Genomic DNA, 21,829 nt, shown 5'->3' with positions numbered 1-21,829 from the left:
CATGCTGGCGGCGGGCCTCGATGTGCGCTACGCCCGCCTGCAATACCAACTGCGGCAAAACAGCACCAAGCTGTTGCCCAATACCGCCACCCACTACCGCGAGGCCCTGAACCTGGGGCAGGTGCAACTGGAGCCTTTCGGACGCCTGAATTTCGGGCGGCGCGGCAACATCATTGGGCACTACCTCGACCTGAGCGCCTGGGGCAGCTGGGCCCTGAGCACCACCCACACCTACGAAGACCGGCCCGGGGCCAACGGCAGTGCCCGCACTTTGGTAAAAGAGCAGCGCCCCGACTACCTGCGCCGCTGGAGCTGGGGCCTGGGAACCCGCCTGGGCTCGGGCCGCTACGCCGCCGTGGCCCGCTACCGGCTGGCCAATACCTTCAGCACTGCCGCCGACCCCACGTATCCGGAACTACCCCGTTGGTTGGTAGGGGTGGAACTGGGGATCTTCTAATAAACCGAAAAAAAAGCTTTTCCGACAGTCTTTTTGGGGGCTTATTGCGTAGATAGCCCAGCCGCATAATCGTGTCTGCGCGAATGGGTAACTGCCACATGTGGCACCGCCCGACCGTGCTGCTGAACTGGTAGGCCCTGTTGAACTTGCCGGCCGGGATATGTGTGTTAGCCTGGAAACTCTTCGCTACGTAGAGGGTGGAAGTTTCCGGACTTGCGTAAGGTTTTGTATTTTGCCGAACCGATTTGCCGATAGTATATTCTTTTTCCATGAAAAACTTTTTATTCCCCGCCATTGGAGTCTTTTGCTTATTCCAACTGACCTCCTGTTTGAACACGGAGCGTGAGGTGGGGACTTCCAAGAATGCTGACCGCTTATTTACGCCTCCGACTGAAGCCAACCGGGGCCGCGTGAATGCCCGCACGGTGCTCCGCACTGTAAATGCCAGCCACACCTTCTCCTCTCCCAAAACCAAGGACAACTTCGTTCTGCAGCTGCGCGGCCCTAAAATTTCGACCTCGGAGGCGTACTTCATCATCATTAGCAGCACCGGCGACACGCTCCGCAAGGAAAGCATGCCGGCTACGGCTCTCATCCGTGACCAGGATTTAGCTGATGCCCAGACCGTGACTGTGCGCGACCGGGAGATTGCCATTTTGCAGGGCATGAACAACTTCTTCCGCGACGACCGATTTGTGCAGCCCGCCGTACCCAAGGCCGCTACCCAACCCGAAAACGTCGATGCTCAGTCGTGGACGTCGGTGAAAGGTGACTCCAAGGCCGTGGGCTTCGATTACCCTTCGGCCGATGGCCGGGAACGGCGCTTGGCCTATTCCAAGAAGCTGAGTCGGGCCGTCGTCATCGCCGAGTAAAGGTGCGTCACCAATGCAAAAGCGCAGCATCTGTCTGGGGGCGCTTTTGCATTGGTGACCTTTGCAGTCGTAAGCGGTATGTGGTCGGGAAAATGCTTTCCAAAAACAGCCAGGACGCAGTAGGTGCCCGTACCGTTTCTCACTTCTCACTTCTCACTTCTCACTTCTCACTTCTCACTTCTCACTTCTCACTTCTCACTTCTCACTTACGGCATCGTAAAGGCCAGATCGAAGCTAATGAGGTTGGCGTTGAAGTTGATGTTGCGCTGGTAATAGGCGTAGCGCACATCGAGCGACTTGAACTTGGCTACTTTGCGGCCGCCCTGGCCATCGCTGAAGGGCGTTTTGAAGCGGCTGATACCGTACACCGGTGAGTAGCGCAGGCCCAAGCCGTACTTGTTGGCCGTGAAAGCCGACAGGTCGTAATCGGAGGTATAAAACTCGTCGGCTACGGAATGCTGGGCGTAAGCGGCGAAGTACTTGGCCGCCGTCTGGTGGTGGAAGCGGTAGAAGGGGTAGAGCACGAAGAAGGGCGTCACCTTGATGGGTGTTTCTAGCTCGAAGGTGTGGGCCGTGATGCCGAAGTTATCGTTGTAGAAGCGGTAAAAACCGCGCAGTTGCACAAAGTCGGAAGCAAAGTAGCTGGCCCGTAATGCTACCGGGTACTTGAAGCGGTTCTGGGGTAGCTGCTCCACCTTAGGGGCCGTAATGCCGGGCTCCCGGAAATAGACCCGGTGAAAAGGCGTGCTCAGTAGCCCGTGCTGGTACACCAATTCGGTGCTGACGGCCAGTTGCAGGCGTTGGCTGATCACCTGCGAATAGACCAGCGAGAGGTTATAGCTCTGGCGCTTATCGGTAGGAACCAGCTGCTGGCCGGTGCGTAGCTCGGTGGGGTAAATAAGCTTGGCTTGGTCGAGGTACACTTGGCCGGCCACGCTGAACTCGCGGTTGCCGTCGCGCGAGCTTTTGGCGTAGGAGCCCACCACGTTTACCGAGAAGTAGTCGTACTCCTTCGACACGCCGCCGCCAATACCCACAATGCGGTGCTGGGCCCGGTTCTCGCGCGAGTAGCCGAAGTCGGCGTGAATGCGGGCATCGTGGGCAGAAGGGGTAGATAGGTAGAGACCTTCCACGCCATCGATGCGGTCGGTGGAGGCCGAGGCGTAGAAGTCGGCCCCGATGTTGGCCGTGAGCCGGCTCACGGTGTCGAGCGGGATGTTGAGGATAATGGTGGGCGTGACGTCGGTGAGGTACTCGGTGCCGCGCCCGCCCTGCACGGCCCCGTGGGTGCCGTCTTGCTGGTAGTAGCTGCCCAGAATATTGATTTCTGTTTCACCCACCTGGGCGTTGGCCGCGTTGGTCTGGGGCGTGAGCGGCACGCCTGAGCCATCAATCCGGTTGGGCGTAATGCCTCCCTGGGCCCAGCCCAGCACCGGCAACAAGCCCAGCACCACCGGTAACAGCCGGGCCGGACGAAAAAAACGAGTAAATAAAGACATGCGCGAGGGGAGCAGAAGGGGAGAAAGGAAACGCCAGAACGCCAGAAAGGCAATTCAGCGCGTCAGGATAACGTTTTGAGCTAACAGCTAACAGCTAACAGCTAATTGCAGCCACAGCCGCCGCCAACTTTGCCTCCGTTGGCACCGCCAGCTCCTTCGCGGTACGATTCGAAGTTGGTTTCATACACTTCCACCCGCTTGTTGGCAAGCTTCATGTCCTCATCGTTGAGATATACTTTCTCATAGGCCGCCACCGACACGCAGCCCGATAGGCCGCCCGCCGCCAGCACTAGTCCGGCCAAGCTTAGCAGGGGGCGGCGTAGCGGCAAGGAATGTAGAAACTGATGCATGGGGAGTGGAGAAGGCGAGTTGGGGAGCTAAACGGCAAACGGCTGGGCTAAGGCTGGGTTGCCGGGGCCGTAACCGGCGTTGCGGGGGCATCGTTACGGTAATAATTAACCTGCATATTCTTGGAAACCAACGTACGGTTGTCGTCGGTAATCAGGGTGCAGTCAACGCCTTTAAGTTGGTTGATGAAGGCCAGCCCTTCCACCGGACCTTTTACGAAGACCACTTCATCGAGGCAGTCGGCCAGCTCTACATCGGAGCAGATAATGGTGACGGAGCGCAACCCCGTAGCGGGCAGGCCGGTGGCGGGGTTGATGATGTGCCCGTAGACCTTGCCGCCGGAAGTGAAGTACTGCTCGTAGTTGCCGGCCGTTACCACGGCCACATCGGTTACCTGCACCCAGCTGGAAATGCTGTTGGGGTGGTCGGGGTCGCCGATGGCCACGCGCCAGAGCGAGCCGTCAGCTTGGCGGCCCCAGCACAGGATGTCGCCCGAGCCGTTGAGCAGGCCGCCCTTGATGCCGAGCTTGTCGAGCACCTGCCGGGCCCGCCGGATACCGTAGCCCTGCAGCACCCCGGCCAGGTTCATGCGCATACCCTTATCCTTGAGCATAACCGTGTGCCGGGCTGGGTCGAGGACGACGTTGCGGTAGTTGATGCGGGCCACGGCCGCTGCATCACAGCAGGGGCGGGCAGCGGGTGTTCCTGGCGGTCAAACTTGTAAATCTTATCAGCCGAAGCAAACGTGATGTCGAACGCCCCGCCGCTCAGGGCCGAAATGCGCAGCGTCCGCTCAATTAGGTCATATACTTCCTGATCGACGACGACCGGGCGCAGGCCGGCGGCGCGGTTTACCTGGGTAATCTGGGAAGTTGAATCCCAGAACGACATGAGCCGGTCGATGCGGCGGGTTTCGGCAATGGCCGCATTTAGGGCAGTCCAGCCCAACGTGTCGTTGTTGGCCACCACCGTATAGGTGAAGTGGGAGCCCATCAGGTGTGCTTCCTTGCTGAAATTGCGTGGGTGGGTGGCCGCTCCCTGTGCTGGCAGCAACGGCAGCATTAGAAGCAGCAACCCAAAAAAGCAGAGTAACCGGGCAACAGACATAGGATGGGAGGGAAGCTGACCCAAAAAAACGGCTGGTATGGCGGAAATGCCGTACCAGCCGGTGCGAAGAAACGGCTTATTTGCGGGCCAACAGGGAGTTGAGGTGGGCCTCGTAGGCAGCCTCGCCGCCGGGGCGGTAGCCGGTTTTGGCCAACACTTTGCCTTCGGGCGAAATTAGGACGACCAGCGGGAAGGAGCCTTCCTGGTTTAGCTTGGAGGCGGCCAACTCGTTTTGCTTGGTCTGGTCGGCGGGGAGTTTGTTTTTCTTGCCCCGCGGAAAATCGAAACGGGCCAGTACGAACTTGTTCTGGGCAAAGCGCTCAAACTCGGGCTTGTCGAATACTTCCTGCTTGAGCATGATGCAGGGCTTGCACCAGTCGGACCCCGAGAAAACGGCCAACACGGGCCGGTTGGTAGCTTTGGCCTGCGCCATGGCCGCATCGAGGGTGCTGTTCCAAGTGGCGGCCGTAGCAGGAGCGGTGGCAAGTAAAGTCAGCGAAAAAGCAGCGGAAAAAAGTATGGTTCGCATGGAATGTAAGAGTCAGAAGGGAAAAGAAAAATAGTCAACCTGAACTGTATACGAGGCAACTACCGGGCCGGGGAAAAGGAAACGCGGAACAGCTTCCGAAAAAGCTGCCCCGCGTTTTTACTCCAATCACCGGTTCAAACGTACGCGTTGCTGCATGAAGGCCCCGTGAAGAAAACACAAGGACAAAAGGCTGTGCAAACCAGCCATGCAGGCCACTCATGCGGCGTACCTTTTACTGGCAACTGAAAACTGAAGTCTAAGCGGGCTTTACCAGCACCCAGCCCGTGCGGCCGTTGGCCTGGCGCACAAGCCGGTAGCCCCCGAACTCGCCCAGCACCGCCACGGCCGTTTGGGCTGGCAGCTCGGCCACGGCGGGTGCCCCGGGCAGCGGAAAGGATTGCAATTCGGCCTCGGCCGCTAGCTTCTCGCGTCGCAATGGGGCGGCGGGGCGCACGGCGGTGGCCAGTACGAAGCCGCTCCGGCCCCCCGGCAGTTGCACTCGCAGCCAACCCGCCGCCGTGCCCAGCACCAGTAGCGGCGTCGGGCGCTCGGTAGTGGCGGCGGTAGCCGCCTTGGTGGCGGGGGTGCGACGCAATACTAGGCGGGTTTCGCGGGCCCGTACGTACTGGCCCAGCTCGGCGGGTAGCTTGCGGGGTGGGGTGGGCAGCACGTCGGCCGCCCGCACGAACGGTAGCGGATCGAGGGCGCCGTTGCGGTACACGCCGAAGTGCAGGTGGGGCGGGGTGGTTTTCGCGTTGCCAGTGTTGCCCACCAGGCCCAGCGTGTCGCCAATACGCACGCGTTGGCCAGGCTGCACTTGCTGCTTATCGAGGTGGGCGTAGTAGAGGTGCTGGCCGTGGGCGGCATCGGCCAGCCACACCACCCGGCCGCCCAGGTTGGTTTCGTTCACGCGGGTAACGATGCCGGCCGCAGCCGCCAGGGCGGGCGTGCCCCGGGGCGCAAAAATATCCACGCCCTCGTGGCGGCGGACCCCGCCGTCGCGGCCCGCGCCCCAGAACGAGCCGATAGCCTTATCGGACTTGCCCTGCACCGGAAAGCTCAGGCTGGGCTCGCGGCGGATGCTGAGCGTGTAGCGGCCCCCGCGCAACAGCTCGGGCTGCACCCGCAGCAGGTGCTGGCGGTCGGCCTCCACCACGTACCGAAAGGAAAGGTCGGCGGTGTCGGCGGCCAGCAGGTGGCGGGGCGCGGTGACCCGGTCGGGGCTTAGCTCAAATGCATCCAGAAAAACCTTGGGCGGGGCCGTACCGGGGGCCAGCGTAAGGCTGACGTGGATGGTTTCGCCGGTGCGCACGCCGTAGCGCAGGCCCAGCGCCACGGCCCGGTCAGTAGGGAAAAAGCCCGATTCCTGGTAGGGCAACTTTACGGTCAGCGAATCGCGCAGGGCCTGGTCGGCGGCCCGGAGCCAGTCGCGGCCCAGAGCCGTTTCGGCCAGCCCGGCTTGGCCAAGGCGGCGGGCGTAGGTTTCGTGGGGAGTGGCTTGCTGGAACAAGCCCCGCAGGGTTTTGGTCTGGCTACAGGCACTCAGCAGTAGAACAACAACAAGAACGGGCAGGGCGCGAAGGCGGTGCGGCATAGGACAACGTCAGCAGAAATAGCGGAGCCAGGTAAACCCCGGCCGGGGTCGAGTAGTTCGACGGGCTGAATGGGGGAATGCACGAGCCAGCCACTCATTCATCGCCTCCCCGCTTATCTTTACCCCATGCTCTACCTCACCGAATGCCCGCGCGACGCCATGCAGGGCTGGCCCGAGTTCATCCCGACGGCCGACAAAATCGACTACCTCAACGCCCTGCTCAAAGTGGGCTTCAACGTGCTCGACTTCGGCTCCTTCGTCTCGCCCAAGGCTATTCCGCAGCTCGCCGACACGGCCGAAGTGCTCGACGGCCTCGACCTCAGCCAGTCGGGCACCATGCTGCTGGCCATTGTAGCCAACCTGCGCGGGGCCAAAACGGCCGCCAGCCATCCGCAAATCCGTTACATCGGCTTCCCGCTATCGGTGTCGGAAACGTTTCAGCAGCGTAACACCAACAAAAGCATTGCCCAGGCCCTCGACGATGTGGCCCGGATGCAGGACATCTGCGCCCGCACCGGCCAGCAGCAGGTGGTGTACCTGAGCATGGGTTTCGGCAACCCCTACGGCGACCCGTGGAGCCCGGCCGTGCTGGGCGAGTTCACCCAGAAGCTGGATGGGTTGGGTGTGGGCATCGTGGCGCTGTCCGATACTATCGGGGCCAGCACACCGGCCACCATCAGCCCTGCCTTCCGCGAGCTGACGGCCGCTTACCCGCACATCCGTTTCGGGGCCCACCTGCACACCACGCCCGACACCTGGCATGAGAAAGTGCAGGCCGCCTACGAGGCTGGCTGCCGCCACTTCGACGGGGCGCTGGGCGGCTACGGCGGCTGCCCAATGGCCACCGACGAACTCACCGGCAACATGCCCAGCGAGCGGCTCCTGGAGTTTTCGACCCAGGTTGGGCTGGAGCCGGGCGTGAACCTAGAGGCGCTGAACGAAGCCATGCGGTTGAATCAGCGCATCTTTGCAGGGCATTAGTTGTCTGACATCCTGAGCAGCGCGAAGGACCTTATCACGATTGAAGACCTTGACACAGTCAACTCATTCAGGCATGATAGGGTCCTTCGCGCTGCTCAGCATGACAGACGATTTTATCCTTCCAATTATCCTCTGCCCCATGCCCACCGCCGTCGATATCTTCATTCCCTGCTTCGTAGACCAGCTTTTCCCGCACACGGCCATGAATATGGTGAAGGTGCTGGAGGCCGTGGGCTGCGAGGTGCACTACAACACCAACCAAACCTGTTGCGGGCAGCCGGCCTACAACGCGGGCTACAAAACCGAGAGTTGCGAGGTGGCCCGCAAGTTTCTGGCTGACTTTCCGACCGAGCAGGAACGCTATATCGTGAGCCCCTCGGCCTCCTGCATTGGCATGGTGCGCAACACCTACGCCGAGCTGTTCGAGAACACCCCCGATGCCGGCCGCTACCACGGCGTGCAGCGCCGGGCCTTCGAGCTAACCGAGTTTCTGGTGGACGTGCTGGGCATTGCCAGCGTCCCGCAGGCGAAGCTAACGGGCAAGTATACCTACCACGACTCTTGCGCGGCCCTGCGCGAGTGCGGCATCCGCGAGGCCCCGCGCCAGCTTCTGGATGCCGTGCCCGGCCTGGAGCGCCTCGAAATGGCCGAAACCGAAACCTGCTGCGGCTTCGGCGGCACCTTCGCCGTGAAATTCGAAGCCATATCGGTAGCCATGGCCGAGCAGAAAGTGGAGCACGCCCTGGCCACCGGCGCCGACTACCTCATCAGCACCGACACGAGCTGCCTCATGCACCTCGATGCCTACATCCGCCGCGAGAAAAAGCCCATCAAGACGCTGCACGTGGCCGATGTGCTGGCTAGTGGTTGGTAACGTGCGGGTTACTCAAGAGCCGTCCGGTACATGACATCCGAACGCAGTACGTATTTGACGCCTTGCGTTACCTCGCTACCTTCGTGGTATAGGCTGTGAAGGAAGATAAGCGCCATACCTTGCCGAGGGACAATGCGCAAACCTCGAAAGGTGGTATCACCGCCTTGGAAGTTGTCATTCAGGTACACCATGAAGGTGTAATAGCTGGCCTCATGCTCGTTGCGAATGTAGCTTTCGTCGTAATGCCCTTTAAACTGATGGCCGCGCTGGTAGCGGTAGAAGCGGAATAGCTCGTTTAGGCCAATGGCCGTGCTGTTGCCGAGTTGGCTAGGTACAAATGGGGCGGCTTTATTCCATAGATTCTGGGCTAGCTCCTCGTTGTTGTAAAAAGCCCGGTTATTATTGCGTATATCCGTCCGCACCCTGCTACCAGCCGAGGTATTTACCTTGGCCAGTTCGTAGCCAATGCCCTCACTCAACGCAATATTTTCCAGACACTCCTTGCGAGTCATCAGCTCTTCAATGGTAAATATGGAATCGGCAATCTGCGTGAGTTTCATCGGTAGCTAGTTTACATGGCGTTTTGAATCCGTTGTTTGAGCTCTGCACTTACCTCCACCAATGGCAACCGTACGGCGTCGGCGCACAAGCCCTGGGCGGCCAGGGCGGCTTTCACGCCCACGGGGTTGCTCTCCTCATACATGAGTGGGTTGAGGGGCACGAAGCCGAATAGCAACTCACTGGCCTCGGCAAACTGACCATTGAGGGCGCGCGGGTCATGTCGGAGAAACGGCGGGGGAAGGCGTTAGCCAACACCGAGATGATGCCCGCGCCACCGAAGCTGATGAGGGAGGTCGTCATCATGTCATCACCCGAAATCAGCAGAAAATCGGCGGGCTTGGCGGCGGCAATGGCAATGCATTGCTCCAGGTTGCCGCTGGCTTCCTTGATGCCGATGATGTTGGGGTGCTGGGCCAGCTCCAGAGTCGTGGCGGCCGTCAGGTTGGAGCTGGTGCGGCCGGGTACGTTGTAGAGAATCACGGGCACCGGGCTGGCGTCGGCCACGCGCTGGTAGTGGGCGATGATGCCGCGCTGGCTGGGCTTGTTATAGTAGGGCGAGGCCGAAAGCAGGGCGTCGTAGCCGCTGAAATCGGTGCTTTCGATGGTGCGCACCAGGGCGGCCGTATCGTTGCCGCCCAAGCCGTATACCAACGGAACGCGGCCGGCAGTGTGCTCGCGGGCCAGGCGCATAATCTCGGCCCGCTCGTCGGTGGCAAGGGTCGGCGACTCGGCAGTGGTGCCGTTGATGACCAAGTATTCCACGCCGCCGTCGAGCTGAAAATCTATGAGGCGGCGTAGGGCCGGATAATCTACGGCGCGGTCGGGGGAGGGGAGGAAGGGCGTAACCAGGGCGACGCCGGTGCCACGGAATTTGTCCATGCGGGAAATAAGCGGTTGCTTTGTGAAGGGAAGACCCGCGGCGAAGATACAGACGCCGGCAGGAAGGTCGGCCCGTCATTTTTTCAAAGTTCGGTCCGCTGCCATCCGGGCCGTGTTATTTCTTTCCATGAGCTTTCCCAAGTACCCCCTGCTGGCCGCCGCGCTGGCAACCCTGGCCGTGCTACCCGCCTGCAACGACGCTAAAACCGCCGCCGCCACCGAAAATACCGCCGTTAACGCCGCCACCGCGGCCATGACCGCCGATTCGGCCGAAACCGCCGAAACCACCACCACCGGCAACGCCACGGCCGCCACCATGAACAGCGCCGGCAGCCCGGCCAGCATTCCGGCCGGCCAGCGGGCCGATGCCGCCACCATTACGGCCCGCCCCCAGGTGCCGATTCTGTGCTACCACCAGATCCGCGACTGGCGGGCCAAGGACTCTAAAAACGCTAAGGACTATATCATTCCCGTCGATCAGTTCAAGGCTCACATGAAGATGCTGGCCGACTCGGGCTACCACAGCATTCTGCCCGATCAGCTCTACGCCTACCTGATCACCGGCGCGGCGCTGCCCAGCAAGCCCGTCATGCTCACCTTCGACGACACCGACCTCGATCAGTTCACCGTGGCCCGCCCCACGCTCGATAAGTACGGTTTCAAGGCCGTGTATTTCATCATGACCGTGAGCCTGGGCCGCCCCAACTACATGAGCAAGGCGCAGGTGAAGCAGCTCTCCGACGAGGGCAACGTCATCGGTTCCCACACCTGGGACCACCACAACGTGAAAAAATACCAGGGCCAGGATTGGGTAACGCAAATCGAGAAGCCGACCAAGCAGCTCGAAGAAATCACGGGCAAGAAAATCAACTACTTTGCCTTCCCCTTCGGCCTCTGGAATCAGGAAGCCATTCCTGAGCTCAAGAAGCGCGGCATGGATGCGGCCTTCATCCTGGCCGAAAAGCGCGACCAGCAGGACCCACTGTTCACCATCCGCCGCATCATTGCCAGCGGCTACTGGAGCCCGCGCACCCTGCACAACAGCATGGTACAGAGCTTCTAAAGTAGACGCCTGACGCGTCGTAAAAGGCAACGCCGTTCGACTTCCCATTAGGGCTAGTCGAACGGCGTTGCCTTTTACGACGCGTCAGGCGTCTACTTGATGTCGTCCTTCAGATCCTTATAGGCCCCGGCATTTACGACGTGCTTGAAGCCTTTTTCCTGCATAAGGAGAGCAGTTTTATTGCTGCGGTTACCGCTGGCGCAGTACACTACATACGTTTTGTTGGGGTCGAGCTTCTGGAGTTGCTCAGCTACGTCGGGGGCACGGAAATCGAGGTTGCCGGCCCCGGGCAGGTGGCCAGTGGCGAATTCTTCAGGCGTGCGCACATCGAGCAGCACGACATTGGACTGAGCCAGGGTTTTCTTTACCTGCATTACCGGCGTTACGGGCACCGCCGCCACGGAAATAGCACCGACAACGGGCGGCTTGGGCGCAGCGGCCGGTGCAGCCGGCAACGCCGACGTCTGAGCCATCAGGGTTAGCGGCGCGAAGGCCAGGGTAATCAGCAGCAAATGGCGAAGCATAGAAAAGAGTTTAGGGAGGAATACAGGGAGATGTAACTGTTCAGGTACGGTACGCGGCCGGGCCGCCAACCTTAGAACAACGAGCCCTGCGTGAGAGTGCCCGGAGCCGGGTGGGCGGGAGCGGCGCTGGCCTCGCTGGTGGGTGGCGCCAACGACTCGCTAGCTGCTGGGAGCATAGCCATCAAGTCGGTTTCGCCAATGATGGGCACTTTCAGGCTGGTGGCCTTCTCGCGTTTGGCAGGGCCCATCTTGTCGCCGGCCACCAGGTAGCTGAGCTTCTTGCTGATGCTGCCCGTGATTTTACCGCCGTGCTGCTCAATCAGGTGCTGGAGTTCATCGCGGCTATGCTGCTCGAACACGCCCGAAAGCACGAATGTGAGGCCGGCCAGCCGGTCGCTCTGGGGCTGGGGCGCTTCGCCGGTCAGGGCCAGCTGCACGCCGGCCGCCCGCAGGCGTTCCAGTAAATCCTGGTTGGCGGGCTCCTGGAACCACGCCGCCGCCGATTCGGCAATAACGCCGCCCACCTCGGGCACAGCGGCCAGCTCGGGGGCTGTGGCGGCGGCCAGCGCCTCCACGGTGCGGTAGTGGGTAGCCAGCTTATCGGCCACCGTTTCGCCCACGTAGCGAATGCCCAGCCCGAACAACACCCGATCAAACGGTACCTGCTTACTGGCTTCGAGGCCCGCCACCAACCGTTGCACCGACTTCTCGCCCATGCGCTCCAGCTGGGCCAGCTCGGCGGCTTTGGCCGGTAGCTCGTAGAGTGAGGCCGCGTCCGTCACGAAGTCCAGGTCGAAGAGCCGGCCCACCGTTTCGGCGCCCAGTCCGTCGATATCCAGGGCCTTGCGCGAGATGAAGTGTTCGAGCTTGGCTTTGCGTTGGGGCGGACAGCCCCGGTCGTTGGGGCAGCGGAAATGAGCCTCGCCCTCGGGCCGGATGAGCGGCGTACCGCAGGCCGGACACTCGGTGGGGTACACGATGGGCTGGCTGCCCGTAGGCCGGGCTTCCAGATCGACGCCCGTTATTTTCGGAATTATTTCGCCGCCTTTTTCCACGAACACCATGTCGCCGAGGCGCAAATCGAGGGCGGCAATCTGGTTGGCGTTGTGTAGGGAGGCGCGCTTTACCACGGTGCCGGCCAGCGGTACGGGCTCCAGCAACGCCACCGGCGTTACGGCCCCGGTGCGGCCCACCTGGTACTGAATGGCCTGTAGGCGGGTACGGCCGGCCTCGGCGGGGTACTTGTAGGCAATGGCCCAGCGGGGGCTTTTGGAGGTGTAGCCCAACAGCTCCTGCTGGCGGAAATCGTCCACCTTAATCACAATGCCATCGGTGGCTACCGGCAGCCCGAACCGCTTCTTGTCCCACTCGTGCACGAAATCCAGCACCTGCTCGATGGTGGCGCACCGCCGCCAGGTATCCGATACGGGCAGGCCCCAGGTGCTTAGCGCTTCCAGCGAGGCGCTGTGGGTGGCAAACTGACTGCGGCCGGGCATGAGAAAGGCGTAGGCGTAAAAGCGCAGCTTGCGGGCCGCCACCTGAGCCGAGTCTTGGAGCTTGAGGGCTCCGCTGGCAGCGTTGCGCGGGTTGGCCAGCAGGGCCTCGCCGTTGGCCTCGCGCTCCTCATTGAGCTCTTCAAAAACGGGCAGGGGCATGAAAATTTCGCCCCGCACCTCAAACTCAGTGGGCTGGGCCGGGCCGGCGGGCCGCAGGTGCAGCGGCAGGTTGCGGATGGTGCGCACGTTGCTGGTCACCACGTCGCCGCGGGTACTGTCGCCCCGCGTGACGCCCTGGGTCAGCTGGCCGTTTTCGTAGCTCAGGCTCATGGCCACGCCGTCGAACTTTAGCTCGCAGACGTACTGCATTTCCGCGCCCTCCAGGCCCTTGCGCACCCGTTCGTCGAACTCGCGCAGGTCGGCTTCGGAATAGGTGTTGCCCAGGCTGAGCATAGGGTAGCGGTGCTCGGCCGAGGGGAATTGCTTGGTAATGGTGCCCCCCACCCGCTGGGTGGGCGAGTTGGGCTGCGCGAACTGCGGATACTCGGCCTCCAGCCGGGCCAGCTCGGCCAGCAAAGCGTCAAACTCCTGGTCCGATACCTCCGATTCGTCGCGCTGGTAGTACTGGTAGTTGAGGTGGTGAAGCTGCTCGGTGAGGGCGTTGATGCGCTGCTGAATGTCGGAACTCATGGGGGCGGGGCAGGTTAAGGCTGCAAGCTACGGGAGTCAGGTCAAAGAGAAAAAGTAAAAAGCCAAAGCCGTTCAACTTCCCGTTGGGGCTAGTCGCACGGCTTTAGCTTCTTATTGTTGCTCGCTAATGAACGGTAATCCTTACTCTTTCACCAGCACCCCGTCGGCCTCAAAATTGAGTTGCTGCTGGGGCTCCGTAATGGCGGCTACTTCAGTGGCCGACTTGCCGGCATCCTGAGCAAAGTGGCGTAAATCGGAAACGGGCACGGTTTCGCGGTGGGCCCAGCCATTAATAACTACGGTTTTGCCGCTGATATCTTTGGGTACGAAAAACGCATACTCCTTAAACCTGATGCGCATGTCGCGGCCGTCGGCCAGCTTCATGGTCATCCAGCAGCCCTTGGCCTGGCACACCTCGTGGGCGGTACCCACCAGCTTCACCTGGGCCGAATCCTGGGTGCCGAGCAATGTGCTAAGGGCCGAAATGGGCTGTGCTCCCTCAGCACTGATGGCCGCCCCGTAGGTCTGGCCAGTGGGTGTGGCCGGGGCCGTTGGGGTGGCGGTAGCGCCAGTAGCAGCGGGTTGGGCATTCTGTTGGCAGGAGGACACGCCCAGCAACAGGATGGATGCCAAAAACAGAAAGCGCATCGTAAGAGCAGGTTAGGGCGGTGGAAGCCCCTAATTTACGACTTTTTGACTTTGTACTTCGCCTTCTCTACCTCGCCCCCCGCCGTGTGCACGGCCGTCAGGAGTTGAACCTGTTCCAGCTTGCCTTTCTTATCGTACACCTCCGACCTGACGATGCCCATGCCCGGCACGTAGTAATCGATTACCCGCACGGTCGTGCGCAGCTTGATGTCGGCGCGGGCAATGGTGCCGCTTTCGCGCTCGGCTTCTACCTTATAGCACTCGAAGGTGCCAGCGGGCGTTGTAACCGGCTCCTGGCCCGTTACGCGGCGCTTGCGTACAGTGGTGTACACCTGCGCAATATCCACGGCCGAGCTGCGGACGTCTACCGAAATGCCACCCTGGGGTAGTTCGGAGCCCACGGCAGGTTGGTTGGGCCAAGCCAGGGGAGTAGGAGAATACGTGAAAATCCGGTCTCGGAACGAGCTGAGCTGGTCGGGGTTGAGTTGCGCGAGACCATCGGTGAAGGCTGTGTCGCGGCGGCAGCGGAAGGTGAGGTCGCGCAGGAAGAGCAGCCGGTTGCGCTCATCGTAGGACCCGCTTTTGAGCAGGGCTGTCGCGGTAGTGAGCGTTTCCTTTTTATTCTGTTCGGTGCCCAGGCTCACAACCCGTTGCCGGATATGGCCAGTGGTTTTGCCCTTCGCGTCGCGGAGTTCAAACACCCGCTCCATATTATCGGTGAGCCCGAAAGGGGCGGGGCGGGGGCAGTCGGGGTCTGGGCCCGCAGGGGCGCGGCAGCCAATAGGCCGGCTGAAACAGCAGCGGCAAGCAGAAGTCGGGACATGGAAAAGAGAAAAAAAGGGAAGCCAGCAAGGAAGCCAGCATACGCAGCCGCCACAATTTAGGATTTTACCGCTGGTAAACCCAGTTAGGCAAAAGCCTTGCCAGCCCGAAAATGTAACTTGGGGCCGCCAGTGGCGTTTACTTTCTCACTTCTCACTTCTCACTTCTCACTTCTCACTTCCTACACATGCCTGACCAACCTACCTCCTGGGCCGATACGGCCGCCTCGCTGCTCTCCAAGCTTTCGGGCGGCGTCGAGCTGGCGCTTAATTTCGAGCAGATGGAGCTCCAAGTGCCCAACCCGCAAAGCCCGGCCACGCCCACTACCTGGCGGTTGAACGGCTCGTTGCGCATCCGCACCCGGGGCGAGAACCCGCCCTCGGGCATGCTGCCCCCCGCCAGCCCCAACCCCGATCCTCTTGGCTAGCGGCCTCGATATCGAGCGCGGCTGGTCGTTACGTTCGATGGCGACGAGATTCAGGTGGCGGGGTCGGGGGGCTACCTGATCGTAAATTTCCCTAGTCAGCGCGTCTTCGATAAGCTTACCAGCGGCCCGCCCAAGGACCCCCACGCCCCGCCCAAACCCAAGAACCCCAACGCCCCCGACCCCATGCAGCAACTCCACGACCTGGCCCGGCAGCTGAGTCTGGTGCTGGACCTGCGGGTGGCAGGCAAAACGCACGTCACGTTCGGTACGGGCCGAAGCCCGAAAATCACTATTAATGCGGTATTCGGCAAAATTGGCTCCTTTTTCCGTAAAGACTGACCCTCAGTTTCTCATCCCTAAGCCCTGCGGGGCCGGCTCGAATTGCCCGAAATTCGTACCGGCCCCGCAGGGCTTTTTGCGTATCTTGTTCGGAGGGTTCACTCGCTTCCGGCCCGCCCACCCGCCTGAACTAAAGGCTGGTTAATTGGTTTGCTACTACGCACGCTACTCCGTTTTCCCGCCCATGAGTTCCGACCACGACCGTTCCAAAAAAGTGGGGTCTAACCGCCCGATTTCTTCCCTGCAGCGCATGGAGCGGGTGCCGCCCATGCTCATGCTGTTGTACGTGGGGCTGGTGGGTACTACGGTGCTGTTTGCGGTGCTGGTGGGGGCCTACGTTTTCACGCGTCTCCGGTCGGGCCTGCCCGGCAATGTGTATCCGCTACCGCGCTTCTTTTCTTTGAGCACCATTGTGCTGCTCATCAGCAGTTACGTTATTTCTCAGGCCCGCCGCCTTTATGACCAGGACGACCTGGCCACGCTGCGCCGCTGCCTGGGGGCTACGCTGCTGCTGAGTAGCATTTTTGCCGGCCTGCAAGTGCTGGGCTGGCGCGAACTAATGGCGCAAGGCGTCTTCTTCGACGGCATGGCCAGCGGTACGTTCGTGTACCTGATTTCGGCCCTGCACGTAGCTCACTTGCTGGGGGGCATGCTGTTTCTGCTCACGCTGCTACTCCGCACGCACTACGCCGAACGCGACGCCGTGCGCAGCCTCGTGTTCATCCGCAACCCCTACCGCCGGCTCCAGTTGCGCATAATTACCATTTATTGGCACTTCATCGATGGCCTCTGGATTGCCCTGTTCGCGGCGTTTCTGTTCCTCTATTAGCTGGCTCTGCGCACTCAGTAGGCAACGTCTTTTTTAACCAGGAAGCTCCTAACGCCAACCGGCATTAGGAGCTTCCTGGTTAAAAAGACGTTGCCTACTACTAGCAGCGCGGGTACTTACCGGGCGATGGTAACGGCCCCGCGGTACTTTTTGCCATTAGTGAATTCGATGAGGTAGAAATAAGCCCCCGCGGGCTGGCCGCCACCGTCCCAGCTAAAGGTGCGGTTGGTGGTTTGGTAGATGCGGTTGCCCCAGCGGGTGAAAATCTGGAGGTTGGCGAAGCGGAAGTCGCAGAAGTCGGGCGGCAGGTTGCTTTTCGTGTTATCGAGCGTGAACACATCGTTGCGCGAGTCGCCGTTGGGCGTGATGATGTTGACCGGCTGAAACGGCCGCTCCTCGGGGGCCATCACCTCGAAGCGCACAACGCGGCGGCGGGGCTGGGGGCGGCAGGTGGTTTCGCGCAGTGTGAATACCACGCTCAGGGCCTCCGGGCGCACGGCTTGGCAATCGGCCACCCAGCGGAAAGTGGCGGTGGCGGTGCCCGTACCGTTGCGGGGCACGAAGCTCATGCCGGCGGCCGCCAGCTCGAAGCCCCTGCCCTCGGCCATTAGGGCCAGCGGGTCATTGTCGGTATCGAGGCCGCTGAGGGCAGCCTCATAAATGCCGCCCAGGGGCAGTCGAATAACCGTAACCGAGTCGGTGCTAACCAGCGGCGGGAAGGTGGTAGTCAGGGCCGGGGGCGCGTTGCTGTAGTCAATCTGGATGGGAACCACGATGCTCACGGCCTGCTCCTCGCCGCAAGACGAAGATGCAGTCCGAAACTCGAACTCATACAACGGCTTGTCTACGGCCCGGCAATCCACGGTCCAGCTGAAACGGCCGCGCAGCTGGTTGCCGTTGGCGCCCACCGCAAAGGTGCCCCGAGGCTGGCGGGTGCGAAGCCCCGGCCAGTCATGGTGAGCGTGAGCGGGTCGTTGTCGGGGTCGGTGGCCGTTAGATCGAACGTGATAACGTCGCCTACCCGCGCCCGCAGGGGCAGGGCGGCCGTGCTCAGCAGTTGGGGCGGGCCGTTGGGCAGGGGTGCGGCCGTGAAGGCTACCCGCACCGTATCGCGCTGGGGCAGGCTGCACCCGTTGTCGGCCACAATCACATCGAGCAGGTACACCTTGCCCTTGGTGTTCAGGCAGGCCGGAAAACAGAGCTGCGACACCACCGTATCGGGCTGGCCGGGCGTGCGCACCGTGCCCTGCACCACGCTCAGGGTAGGCAGTGGGCCGGTGAAGTTGACCGGGCTCAGCGAAAACGTAAGGGCCGAGGCAGGGTCGGGGTCAGTGAATGCCAGCGTAACGCAACGGTTGCCGGTGGGCGTGAGCCGGAGCGTATCGCGGCCGGGCTGGTAGAGTTTTTTGCCGCCGCCCGGTAGTTGGAGCAGGGCTTTGGGCCTGGCGTTGGTGGGGCAGGGGATGACCTTGAGCTGGAAGTCGCGCCGGGTTTCGCCCAGCCGCACGCCCTTGCGGTACTCGGTGCAGCGCACCCCGAACACGAATAGCCCGAGTTGGGTGGGCCGCACTTCGAGCCGGCCCGACTGGCGCCCGATGCTGAGCGTGGGGTTGCCCGGAATCTGGTTGGTCGCACTCAGGCCGGGCATCCACTGCACCAGATTGTAAGGGGCCGCCGAGGCCACCCCGGGCTTAGGCACAGCCGTGCTGGAGGAGCCATTGTAAGGTGTTACTAAATCATAAACCAGCGAATCGCCATCGGCATCGGCGCCCCCAAAGCTGTAGTAAAACAGCTCGCCCCGGCAGGCATAGTCGCTGAGGGGCGGGAAGATGCGGGGTGTGGAGTTACGCAATGCTTGGCCGTTGCGCACCACGGGCGGAAACTCCAGGTAAAACGCCTGGCCCGCCCCGCCGGGGTTCACGATGTTGCTGATGCCCTGGTTGCGGCAGCACCGCTCCACGGCCGCGTAGTAGCCGCTGGGGTTGGCGTAGCTCTGGGCCGTGAGCGTGATGGTGCGGGTATAGATGAGCTTGCGGGTGATGAGCGAGGGCGAGGAGCAGGCCGGGTTGGTGTACTGCACCAGCGTGTTGGTGGTGAGAGGCAGGAGGATGTCGAACTTGCGCAGGTTGCTGCCCTTCTCAAAAATGCTGGCCATCAGGTCGTTGTCGAGGGCGCCAGGGCTGCCGTTCACGGCATCGAAGTAGAGCGTGAGCGTGAGTTGGTATTGGTCGTCGCGCAGGTACTGCAGGTCCATTTCGCCGCCCACGATGTGCGTAGCCCGGGCCGGGCTCAGCCCCAACAGCCATAGCAGCAACACCAGGCCGCCGCCGCGCATAAAAAACCGGAAAGTAGAAAGAGCCATGCAGAAGCAGTTAGGAAGCAAGCGGCAAAAGAACACCGCTACCAAGATACGGAAACCAGCCGCCTAAACCGCCCCCGGTTTGCCCGATTTTCTGCCGCCGCCGTCGTACCTTAAAGCGGAGTTCCCGCCTGCTTACCTACTGCCCCGCTATGCGCCTGTTTTTCTCTGTCCTGACTGTGGCCGCCCTACTCGCCTTCGGCCCGCCCGCCGTGGCCCAGCTACCCACCTACCAGGCCGTTTCCGCCGACCTCGATGGCTCGGCCGCCGAGGCCTGTGCCCGGGTACACAGCAGCCCGGGCGCGGCCCGCCCGGCCTACGCCAGCCCCGGCCACCGCCAGAAAATGGACCACTACGACGTGCGCTACTACAAGCTCGACCTGCGCCTGACCAACACCACCCGCGACGTGAGCGGAGTAGTAACCCTGCAGGCCCGCACCGGCACCCAGGCCCTCGACTCGCTGGCCTTCGAGCTCTACAGCACCTACACCATCGACTCGGTAGTGGTAGATGGGCGCCGCAGCCCGGGGCTTACCCGCCGCGGCCCCGGCGACGTGACGGTGGGCCTGGGGCAGGCCGTGAGTCCGAATACCCTGTTTCGGGCCCTGATTTATTACCGTGGCACCGCGCCCAACAGCAACGCGGCCGCCATCGGCAACGCCCTCAACACCCGCGTGGCCCCCACTTACAACGTGAGCACTACCTGGAGCCTCTCCGAGCCCTACAACGCCTACGAGTGGTGGCCTTGCAAGCAGGTGCTCACCGATAAAGCCGACTCGTCGGAGGTGTGGGTAACCACGGCCAGCTCCAATAAGGTGGGCTCCAACGGCGTGCTGCGGCGGGTGGTGCCGCTGCCGGGCAACGAGGTGCGCTACGAGTGGAAGTCTCGCTACCCCATCGATTACTACCTGATTTCTGTGGCCGTCGCTCCATACGTCGAGTACGTGAACTACGCCAACCCCGCCGGCGGCCCCCGCATCCCGATCGTGAACTACGTGTACAACGAGGCGGCCCTCGCTGATTACCGCGTCGCCATCGACCGCACGCCCGGCTTCCTCGAATACTACTCCGACCTGGTCGGCCTCTATCCCTTCGCCGACGAGAAGTACGGTCATAGCATGGCCCCTCTCGGAGGGGAGCGGGTTGGCAGCGGCATGGAGCACCAGACCATGACGACCCAAGACAGCTTTGGCTTCACGCTCACGGCCCACGAGCTGTTCCATCAGTGGTTCGGCGACAACGTAACCTGCGGGGCTTGGCAAGACATCTGGCTCAATGAGAGCTTTGCTTCCTACGGCGAATACCTCTCGCTCAATAAATTCTCCACCCCCGCTTTCACCCGCGCCTGGCTCGACGAGGCCCATGCCAGCGCCCTGAGCCAGCCCGGCGGTAGCGTGTTCGTAACCGATACCACCAGCACCAGCCGCATTTTCAGCTCCCGGCTTAGCTATAAAAAGGGCGCGACCGTCATCCATATGTTGCGCTATTTGCTCAACGACGATGCGAAGTTCTTCCGGGCCCTGCGCACCTACCAAACCACTTACGGCGGCCGCACCGCCCGCACCCGCGACCTACAGCGGATTTTCGAGGCCGAAGCCGGCCGCTCGTTGCAGTACTTCTTCGACCAGTGGTTTCGGGGCGAAGGCTACCCAATTTTTGATGTGAGCTGGAACCAGGCCAACGGGTTGGTGTACCTCAAGAACACCGAAACCACCTCCATGCCCATGGTTACGCCCTTCTTCAATACCGAAATCGACTACCGCCTGACCTTCGCCGATGGTACCACCCGTACGCTACGCCTGGCCCAATACCAGCCGGTAGTCTCGGCCGCCGTGCCCGAGTCGCGTTCAGTTACCAAGGTGGAAGTGGACCCCGACCAGTGGCTGCTCAATACCGCTAACCCCGTTGTGCGCGACGGCGGGCTGATAACGGCCACCACCGCGCCCGCCACGTTGGCCCAACTCAGCGTGTACCCTAACCCCTGTCACGACCAGCTTCGTTTGGCCGATTTCAGCGGCGCCCGTGCCCAAGCCGAAATCGTGGATGCCACCGGCCGCGTGGTGCTGCGTCAAATGGTGCTGGCCGCCAACCCGGTGCTGGTAACCGTCAGCCTGGCCCCTGGCCTTTACCACTTGCGCCTGCTCAGTCCCGATGGCTCCGTGGCCCGCGTCAGATTCGTGCGAGCAGAGTAGGGGCGTTTAAACACGCAGATTGAGCAAGGAGAAATGGCCGCTGAACAACTCCCGAGCGGGGCATTCAGCGGCCATTTCTTCTTGCTCAATCTGCGTGTTTAAACGCCTTTCTTATACTTCCCAATCAACGCCTCTACCTCGGGCGGGGCCAGCGGGAAGTTGAATACAGAATCAACCAGCTCGTCGAAGGTACCGGCGGGGGTAAAAATAGTATCAACGAAAGGGTTGTTGACCAGCCGGATAAAGCCAGGCTGCCCATTGATACTCACCAAGTCCACCGTCACGTTGCCGAAGCGCTGGTTACAGCGGCCGGTAGCGGTGCAGTCGTGGGGCTGGGGCTTAAGGAAATACTTTTGGGTCGATTCGGCGTACTGCTCGTGCTCAATGGTGCGCTGGTCGGCCGCGCCCTGCTGGTAACCCAAAGCCAGCACCCGGTCGCGGATAAAATCGAAGAAATGCTGAAAGTTGCCGGGGCCCATACTTGGGTCGTAGAGGAACACGGCTCCGCGTTGGCCTTCCTTGCGGGCCAACTGCACCCGGAACCGGGCTCCGGGCAGGCCAGCCTTCTGGTAATGATACGCTTTGAAGTAAGGACCGGCCCAGTTCAGGTACACCTGCTCGCTCAGCCAGTGCTGTCGTACCCGTTCCTGCGCCGGGGAACGGTGCAGCGGCTGCCAGTCGGCCGAAACGGGAGGAGAGCCGGATAACATCCGTTTAAGTAGGTCGAGCAAAATAGATT

At 61.7% G+C, this 21,829-nt stretch carries 21 protein-coding genes and 2 pseudogenes; 9 read left to right on the top strand and 14 right to left on the bottom strand.

Translation table 11 applies throughout. The annotated features are described in order from the left end of the window. Position 1: 1 nt before the first annotated feature. On the top strand, positions 2 to 457 hold the full coding sequence (locus tag CDA63_RS01955; protein ID WP_088462751.1) for a hypothetical protein: 456 nt from the start codon (positions 2 to 4) through the stop codon (positions 455 to 457). Positions 458 to 786: 329 nt separating this feature from the next. Beyond that, positions 787 to 1,329, top strand: coding sequence for a hypothetical protein (locus CDA63_RS01950; RefSeq protein WP_088462750.1), 543 nt, complete (start codon positions 787 to 789; stop codon positions 1,327 to 1,329). Positions 1,330 to 1,535: 206 nt separating this feature from the next. Here CDA63_RS01950 and CDA63_RS01945 read toward each other — a convergent pair whose 3' ends face one another. The 5 genes and pseudogenes from CDA63_RS01945 to CDA63_RS01920 form a co-directional block, all read right to left on the bottom strand. Next, positions 1,536 to 2,828: a DUF3570 domain-containing protein gene (locus tag CDA63_RS01945; protein WP_088462749.1), complete on the bottom strand. Its 1,293-nt coding sequence runs from the start codon at positions 2,826 to 2,828 to the stop codon at positions 1,536 to 1,538. A 101-nt stretch (positions 2,829 to 2,929) separates the two neighbouring features. After that, entirely contained in the window at positions 2,930 to 3,178 is a 249-nt protein-coding gene (locus tag CDA63_RS01940) for a DUF4266 domain-containing protein (RefSeq protein ID WP_088462748.1), read from the bottom strand. Between the two features lie 47 nt (positions 3,179 to 3,225). Continuing rightward, a pseudogene (locus tag CDA63_RS01935) lies at positions 3,226 to 4,169 on the bottom strand (FAD:protein FMN transferase). Between the two features lie 190 nt (positions 4,170 to 4,359). Then, on the bottom strand, positions 4,360 to 4,812 hold the full coding sequence (locus CDA63_RS01925; protein ID WP_088462745.1) for a thioredoxin family protein: 453 nt from the start codon (positions 4,810 to 4,812) through the stop codon (positions 4,360 to 4,362). Positions 4,813 to 5,068: 256 nt separating this feature from the next. Further along, positions 5,069 to 6,406 carry a M23 family metallopeptidase gene (locus CDA63_RS01920; protein ID WP_088462744.1) on the bottom strand — a complete coding sequence of 446 codons (1,338 nt, stop codon included), beginning with the start codon at positions 6,404 to 6,406 and terminating at the stop codon, positions 5,069 to 5,071. Between the two features lie 126 nt (positions 6,407 to 6,532). Between CDA63_RS01920 and CDA63_RS01915 the strand changes: the two genes are divergently transcribed. Together CDA63_RS01915 and CDA63_RS01910 are read left to right on the top strand one after the other, a co-directional pair. Beyond that, entirely contained in the window at positions 6,533 to 7,387 is an 855-nt protein-coding gene (locus CDA63_RS01915; RefSeq protein ID WP_088462743.1) for a hydroxymethylglutaryl-CoA lyase, read from the top strand. Positions 7,388 to 7,460: 73 nt separating this feature from the next. Then, positions 7,461 to 8,261: a (Fe-S)-binding protein gene (locus CDA63_RS01910; RefSeq protein WP_242434514.1), complete on the top strand. Its 801-nt coding sequence runs from the start codon at positions 7,461 to 7,463 to the stop codon at positions 8,259 to 8,261. 8 nt (positions 8,262 to 8,269) lie between these two features. Here CDA63_RS01910 and CDA63_RS01905 read toward each other — a convergent pair whose 3' ends face one another. Together CDA63_RS01905 and dapA are read right to left on the bottom strand one after the other, a co-directional pair. Next, entirely contained in the window at positions 8,270 to 8,821 is a 552-nt protein-coding gene (locus tag CDA63_RS01905) for a prolyl hydroxylase family protein (RefSeq protein ID WP_088462741.1), read from the bottom strand. 11 nt (positions 8,822 to 8,832) lie between these two features. Then, positions 8,833 to 9,701 (bottom strand): annotated as a pseudogene (dapA, locus tag CDA63_RS01900) (4-hydroxy-tetrahydrodipicolinate synthase). A 127-nt stretch (positions 9,702 to 9,828) separates the two neighbouring features. Between dapA and CDA63_RS01895 the strand changes: the two are divergent. Further along, positions 9,829 to 10,764, top strand: coding sequence for a polysaccharide deacetylase family protein (locus tag CDA63_RS01895; protein WP_088462740.1), 936 nt, complete (start codon positions 9,829 to 9,831; stop codon positions 10,762 to 10,764). Between the two features lie 92 nt (positions 10,765 to 10,856). Here CDA63_RS01895 and CDA63_RS01890 read toward each other — a convergent pair whose 3' ends face one another. From CDA63_RS01890 to CDA63_RS01875, 4 genes are all read right to left on the bottom strand, one after another. Further along, positions 10,857 to 11,288: a rhodanese-like domain-containing protein gene (locus CDA63_RS01890; RefSeq protein WP_199797477.1), complete on the bottom strand. Its 432-nt coding sequence runs from the start codon at positions 11,286 to 11,288 to the stop codon at positions 10,857 to 10,859. A 71-nt stretch (positions 11,289 to 11,359) separates the two neighbouring features. After that, complete coding sequence (gene ligA, locus CDA63_RS01885) at positions 11,360 to 13,474, bottom strand: NAD-dependent DNA ligase LigA (protein WP_088462739.1); 2,115 nt, start codon at positions 13,472 to 13,474, stop codon at positions 11,360 to 11,362. 141 nt (positions 13,475 to 13,615) lie between these two features. After that, complete coding sequence (locus CDA63_RS01880; RefSeq protein ID WP_088462738.1) at positions 13,616 to 14,122, bottom strand: DUF4920 domain-containing protein; 507 nt, start codon at positions 14,120 to 14,122, stop codon at positions 13,616 to 13,618. A 35-nt stretch (positions 14,123 to 14,157) separates the two neighbouring features. Then, positions 14,158 to 14,832, bottom strand: a complete 675-nt coding sequence (locus CDA63_RS01875) for a TapB family protein (protein ID WP_088462737.1) — start codon at positions 14,830 to 14,832, stop codon at positions 14,158 to 14,160. A gap of 299 nt (positions 14,833 to 15,131) precedes the next feature. Here CDA63_RS01875 and CDA63_RS01870 point away from each other — a divergent pair, with 299 nt between their 5' ends. From CDA63_RS01870 to CDA63_RS01860, 3 genes are all read left to right on the top strand, one after another. Continuing rightward, positions 15,132 to 15,371 (top strand): hypothetical protein, encoded by a 240-nt coding sequence (locus CDA63_RS01870; RefSeq protein WP_088462736.1) that lies wholly within the window; start codon positions 15,132 to 15,134, stop codon positions 15,369 to 15,371. Positions 15,372 to 15,425: 54 nt separating this feature from the next. After that, positions 15,426 to 15,710 carry a hypothetical protein gene (locus tag CDA63_RS01865; RefSeq protein ID WP_088462735.1) on the top strand — a complete coding sequence of 95 codons (285 nt, stop codon included), beginning with the start codon at positions 15,426 to 15,428 and terminating at the stop codon, positions 15,708 to 15,710. A gap of 184 nt (positions 15,711 to 15,894) precedes the next feature. After that, positions 15,895 to 16,539, top strand: a complete 645-nt coding sequence (locus CDA63_RS01860) for a cytochrome c oxidase subunit 3 (RefSeq protein WP_088462734.1) — start codon at positions 15,895 to 15,897, stop codon at positions 16,537 to 16,539. A 116-nt stretch (positions 16,540 to 16,655) separates the two neighbouring features. On the opposite strand, the gene CDA63_RS01855 is transcribed toward CDA63_RS01860, so the two are convergent. Both CDA63_RS01855 and CDA63_RS01850 read right to left on the bottom strand, forming a co-directional pair. Further along, on the bottom strand, positions 16,656 to 17,402 hold the full coding sequence (locus tag CDA63_RS01855; RefSeq protein WP_126546690.1) for a gliding motility-associated C-terminal domain-containing protein: 747 nt from the start codon (positions 17,400 to 17,402) through the stop codon (positions 16,656 to 16,658). Further along, entirely contained in the window at positions 17,384 to 18,901 is a 1,518-nt protein-coding gene (locus tag CDA63_RS01850) for a hypothetical protein (protein WP_126546689.1), read from the bottom strand. Before CDA63_RS01850 ends, CDA63_RS01855 begins: the two co-directional genes overlap by 19 nt. 149 nt (positions 18,902 to 19,050) lie before the next feature. Here CDA63_RS01850 and CDA63_RS01845 point away from each other — a divergent pair, with 149 nt between their 5' ends. After that, the gene (locus CDA63_RS01845) at positions 19,051 to 21,090 is read left to right on the top strand and encodes a M1 family aminopeptidase (protein ID WP_088462731.1); all 2,040 of its coding nucleotides are present in this window, start codon (positions 19,051 to 19,053) and stop codon (positions 21,088 to 21,090) included. A gap of 98 nt (positions 21,091 to 21,188) precedes the next feature. Here the strand turns inward: CDA63_RS01845 and CDA63_RS01840 are convergent, their stop codons facing one another. Next, positions 21,189 to 21,800 (bottom strand): hypothetical protein, encoded by a 612-nt coding sequence (locus CDA63_RS01840; protein WP_088462730.1) that lies wholly within the window; start codon positions 21,798 to 21,800, stop codon positions 21,189 to 21,191. Positions 21,801 to 21,829: the final 29 nt, after the last annotated feature.

The sequence above is a fragment of the Hymenobacter amundsenii genome, assembly GCF_002204745.1.
GTDB lineage: Bacteria > Bacteroidota > Bacteroidia > Cytophagales > Hymenobacteraceae > Hymenobacter > Hymenobacter amundsenii.
Note: the sequence above shows the minus strand (reverse complement) of the source record. Positions and strands in the feature narration are given on the sequence as shown.

Coding starts and splice junctions, on each gene's coding strand:
- CDA63_RS01955 (WP_088462751.1), top strand. CDS start 2: ATGCTGGCGGCGGGCCTCGATGTGCGCTACGCCCGCCTGCAATACCAA.
- CDA63_RS01945 (WP_088462749.1), bottom strand. CDS start 2,828: ATGTCTTTATTTACTCGTTTTTTTCGTCCGGCCCGGCTGTTACCGGTG.
- CDA63_RS01940 (WP_088462748.1), bottom strand. CDS start 3,178: ATGCATCAGTTTCTACATTCCTTGCCGCTACGCCGCCCCCTGCTAAGC.
- CDA63_RS01925 (WP_088462745.1), bottom strand. CDS start 4,812: ATGCGAACCATACTTTTTTCCGCTGCTTTTTCGCTGACTTTACTTGCC.
- CDA63_RS01920 (WP_088462744.1), bottom strand. CDS start 6,406: ATGCCGCACCGCCTTCGCGCCCTGCCCGTTCTTGTTGTTGTTCTACTG.
- CDA63_RS01915 (WP_088462743.1), top strand. CDS start 6,533: ATGCTCTACCTCACCGAATGCCCGCGCGACGCCATGCAGGGCTGGCCC.
- CDA63_RS01910 (WP_242434514.1), top strand. CDS start 7,461: ATGATAGGGTCCTTCGCGCTGCTCAGCATGACAGACGATTTTATCCTT.
- CDA63_RS01905 (WP_088462741.1), bottom strand. CDS start 8,821: ATGAAACTCACGCAGATTGCCGATTCCATATTTACCATTGAAGAGCTG.
- CDA63_RS01895 (WP_088462740.1), top strand. CDS start 9,829: ATGAGCTTTCCCAAGTACCCCCTGCTGGCCGCCGCGCTGGCAACCCTG.
- CDA63_RS01890 (WP_199797477.1), bottom strand. CDS start 11,288: ATGCTTCGCCATTTGCTGCTGATTACCCTGGCCTTCGCGCCGCTAACC.
- ligA (WP_088462739.1), bottom strand. CDS start 13,474: ATGAGTTCCGACATTCAGCAGCGCATCAACGCCCTCACCGAGCAGCTT.
- CDA63_RS01880 (WP_088462738.1), bottom strand. CDS start 14,122: ATGCGCTTTCTGTTTTTGGCATCCATCCTGTTGCTGGGCGTGTCCTCC.
- CDA63_RS01875 (WP_088462737.1), bottom strand. CDS start 14,832: ATGGAGCGGGTGTTTGAACTCCGCGACGCGAAGGGCAAAACCACTGGC.
- CDA63_RS01870 (WP_088462736.1), top strand. CDS start 15,132: ATGCCTGACCAACCTACCTCCTGGGCCGATACGGCCGCCTCGCTGCTC.
- CDA63_RS01860 (WP_088462734.1), top strand. CDS start 15,895: ATGAGTTCCGACCACGACCGTTCCAAAAAAGTGGGGTCTAACCGCCCG.
- CDA63_RS01850 (WP_126546689.1), bottom strand. CDS start 18,901: ATGGCTCTTTCTACTTTCCGGTTTTTTATGCGCGGCGGCGGCCTGGTG.
- CDA63_RS01845 (WP_088462731.1), top strand. CDS start 19,051: ATGCGCCTGTTTTTCTCTGTCCTGACTGTGGCCGCCCTACTCGCCTTC.
- CDA63_RS01840 (WP_088462730.1), bottom strand. CDS start 21,800: ATGTTATCCGGCTCTCCTCCCGTTTCGGCCGACTGGCAGCCGCTGCAC.